Below are 3009 nucleotides of genomic sequence, written 5' to 3'. Positions count from 1 at the left end.
GCCATAAACTTTATAATAAATCTATAGTTGATTCATAACGATCAGTATGTTCGTCTACTAAATAGTGATTAAGAGTTTCAATCTAAGTACTATAACACTAGTTATGGTTATTAGAGTAGTTTATACGATATCCTCAACACATATAATAAATCTATAGTTAAATTTAATGGGAGCAATATTTCGAAGTTGTTACCCAGAAACAAAAACTAATTTATGGAGTAATTATTATGTCAAGAGAACTAATACAAGCGGCTGCTAACAACCAAATAAACAAAATATATGAATGTTTGTTGAGGGGAGACAGTATAAACTTTAAAGAGAACTTTTTTGGGAATACTGCTCTTCACAACGCTTTGATTTGCGGTCATAAGAATGTGGTAAATCTATTACTGCACTATGGAGCTAATCCTGCAATACCTAATAATCAAGGTTTTACACCGTATGACATCTACGATGGTACCTATCACAGATTCTTGGATAGAGAGTTTGAACACCAACAAGAAGAATCATCTGATCTTATGGGTAATGATTTTGGAGATAATTACTACTATCTTAATAGTGATTATTAGTTATGAAATTTAAAAAGGGAAAAAAGAAATGAGTAAAAATAATTATCTAAATTCTAAAGCCTTAACAGTTGGTCTAATCACTGCGGTAACTATGGTATGTGCTATTGCAGGATTTGCTATGGTGGGGGCAACTAGCATGGCAACTGCTGCCTATGGAGCGATCCTTGGAGGGGTAATTGGAATAGTAGTTGGAAGTACAATAGATCACTACTATGGAACTGAAGTAGGTAGTATAATCGCCGCACTATGCGCGGTTATTGGCGGAATTTTCGGCGCAGTTTATGGTAAAAATCCTCCAGATGATTCTGATGAGAATGATTTAGATCCTTCTTTCAGTAAAGGAGCTTCTTGTTTTGGGAAGACTATTATAAGTAATATGTCTAATCTAAAAGATTGCCTAACTGGTGACGTAGTAAGTTGTTTTGAATCTACCGAAGGATTTTCAGAAATAGTAACATGTATGGGAGAGGATAATAACAATTTCGCTTAGACATTAGTTGTAATATGATGAGTACAAATAATACTCTTCCTCATTAATTACAATTCTACATAACTCATAATCAGAGCAAAAAACTCGCTAAAACAGTTGAGTTTTTTGCTTTCAATACTGCCTTTAGGGCAAAACTACTGTGTCACCTACGTATACTAAAACTAGCTGAAGTAAAAAACACTATCGTTAGGTAATTGAGTAAGCTAGCTGTATCGGCTTGCAATCATAAAGACAAAGTGCAGCAAAACTCTCTTTCAACCTTGATACTGACCCTGTATAGTAAACTACTCCTTATACACCTTAACATCTATAGGCTTATATAATTCTAAGAAATAAAGATCAATGTGAATTCCAGCTGAAATACGTAAATCTTGTGTGGCTTGGCCTATTGTTCGTGTTTTCGTGGTCTAGGTATTAGGCGCAGATTTTTTCCCTTTGGTACTCAGAATTCCACAGCCAGATAAACTTGTAATAAGAAGTAATAATAATGCAATTCTCATATATATCTCCATATTTATTATGTGTGACCGAGGTTGTTCATGTTTATGAAAGATGAATTCATACTAACAACGTAAAGATTTTTAATTATTATGTATGTATTTATCTTAATGCACAACATCCAGAACATCTAAACCTCGTAGTATGACCTAAAAACATATATTTTTTTAAAATTTTAGGATTGGGTATATCTTAGTTTTTCCTCGTAGCATCATGTGTGTTTCTTAAATTACGAACTAGTTCATAATTTTTTAGCAGTTCTTCATATTGGTGTTGCACAACACGACGTACTTCTTCCGGTAGCTCTTGTTCTAAAGCTTTAGTATAGACATCTTTTGCTACTTCTTCTGCTCTTTCACACCCTTCTAGAACAGTAGAATCATTATCGCTTAATACCATATTAATATTAAGCCATCCACGATGTAAGCTTCCCAAGACACTACCGCTTTGTGCGGGATAGTTTACTCCTAACTCCTTGACTTTATTTTGTAAAACAGTAACAGCTTTTTTACACCCTTCAGCCCTTTCTAAGAATGTTTTCTTTAAATTCTCATCATTAACAAGCTCTGCTGATGTACGGAATCCTTCTTCGCCGTCTTTAGATATTTCAATTAAATCATTTAAAATAGCTACAGTATCATCATTATTCATAATAAAACCTCCGGTTAATAAATATTGTTTTATCTAAAACTTTTTAGGCCATTAATAGCCTTATTTTAAGTATAACAAAAAACTATTAAAATAAAAAGGGCATGGGTGTAGGATATGTGTCAATAAAATTCTAATATGAGCTGATACCCCTGGTTGTGGGCACCTCAACCTTTACTTAAAAATTACTCTACCTTGACAACAGAGTTTACACGTTCTACTTTTATAAGTTGTAGACTAGAACAATTAATTTATAAGGAGAAAGCTATGAGTAATTCAATTGAAATATTTACTGCGGTATTTAAAGATCCTATAAGCGCAGAGAATGCGTATAACCTAGCCCTACAAAAAGGCCATAAAGCAGATGAGTCAATATCCTTATGTCTGAAGAAACTAAGGCAAAGAATTACGGAAGTAGGTTAGAGAGTAATGCAACTTCATTACTTAGCGACGTTACTACTGATTTTGCTACGGAAAGAGCAAGTCTAGGCAGTGTAATTGATACGACAGCAGGCGCTATTATAGGTGCTACGGCCACGATAGGAACAAATTTAGTTGTCCCGTGTGGATTGGTTTTGCAATAGCAGGACCTATCGCTGCTGCCTTAGCAGTTGCTGGTGCAGGAGGAATCACCGAAGGGGTTATTGGAGCTTTACTTAATGTCGGCTTATCAGTAGGCGAAACAGATAAATATGAAGAAGCGATTAAAGAAGGGGGAATAATAATTAGTCTCTCCGTCAAAACTCTAAATTTTTGATATAATTTCAAGAATTTCAAAAATAAATCACCGCACATTCATTTTTT

General features: G+C 34.2%; 6 protein-coding genes. 5 read left to right on the top strand and 1 reads right to left on the bottom strand.

What is annotated here, in order from left to right; genetic code table 11:
- The first annotated feature begins 227 nt into the window (after window positions 1–227).
- Together Megvenef_RS08390 and Megvenef_RS08385 are read left to right on the top strand one after the other, a co-directional pair.
- Entirely contained in the window at window positions 228–569 is a 342-nt protein-coding gene (locus tag Megvenef_RS08390; protein ID WP_322777489.1) for an ankyrin repeat domain-containing protein, read from the top strand.
- Window positions 570–597: 28 nt separating this feature from the next.
- A complete protein-coding gene (locus Megvenef_RS08385; protein WP_322777488.1) occupies window positions 598–1059 on the top strand; it encodes a hypothetical protein in 462 nt (153 codons plus the stop codon).
- Window positions 1060–1749: 690 nt separating this feature from the next.
- Here the strand turns inward: Megvenef_RS08385 and Megvenef_RS08380 are convergent.
- On the bottom strand, window positions 1750–2208 hold the full coding sequence (locus Megvenef_RS08380; protein ID WP_322777487.1) for a PA2169 family four-helix-bundle protein: 459 nt from the start codon (window positions 2206–2208) through the stop codon (window positions 1750–1752).
- Between the two features lie 264 nt (window positions 2209–2472).
- Between Megvenef_RS08380 and Megvenef_RS08375 the strand changes: the two genes are divergently transcribed.
- Genes Megvenef_RS08375 through Megvenef_RS08365 form a run of 3 tightly spaced genes read left to right on the top strand, consistent with a single transcriptional unit; the run spans window position 2473 to window position 2962 of the window.
- Window positions 2473–2628, top strand: coding sequence for a hypothetical protein (locus tag Megvenef_RS08375; RefSeq protein ID WP_322777486.1), 156 nt, complete (start codon window positions 2473–2475; stop codon window positions 2626–2628).
- The gene (locus tag Megvenef_RS08370) at window positions 2586–2789 is read left to right on the top strand and encodes a hypothetical protein (protein ID WP_322777485.1); all 204 of its coding nucleotides are present in this window, start codon (window positions 2586–2588) and stop codon (window positions 2787–2789) included. The genes Megvenef_RS08375 and Megvenef_RS08370 overlap by 43 nt, the downstream gene beginning before the upstream one ends.
- Window positions 2768–2962: a hypothetical protein gene (locus Megvenef_RS08365; RefSeq protein ID WP_322777484.1), complete on the top strand. Its 195-nt coding sequence runs from the start codon at window positions 2768–2770 to the stop codon at window positions 2960–2962. The genes Megvenef_RS08370 and Megvenef_RS08365 overlap by 22 nt, the downstream gene beginning before the upstream one ends.
- Window positions 2963–3009 lie beyond the last annotated feature (47 nt).

Origin of the sequence: Candidatus Megaera venefica (assembly GCF_034554655.1) — a bacterium.
Lineage (GTDB): Bacteria > Pseudomonadota > Alphaproteobacteria > Rickettsiales > Rickettsiaceae > Megaera_A > Megaera_A venefica.
Note: the sequence above shows the minus strand (reverse complement) of the source record. Positions and strands in the feature narration are given on the sequence as shown.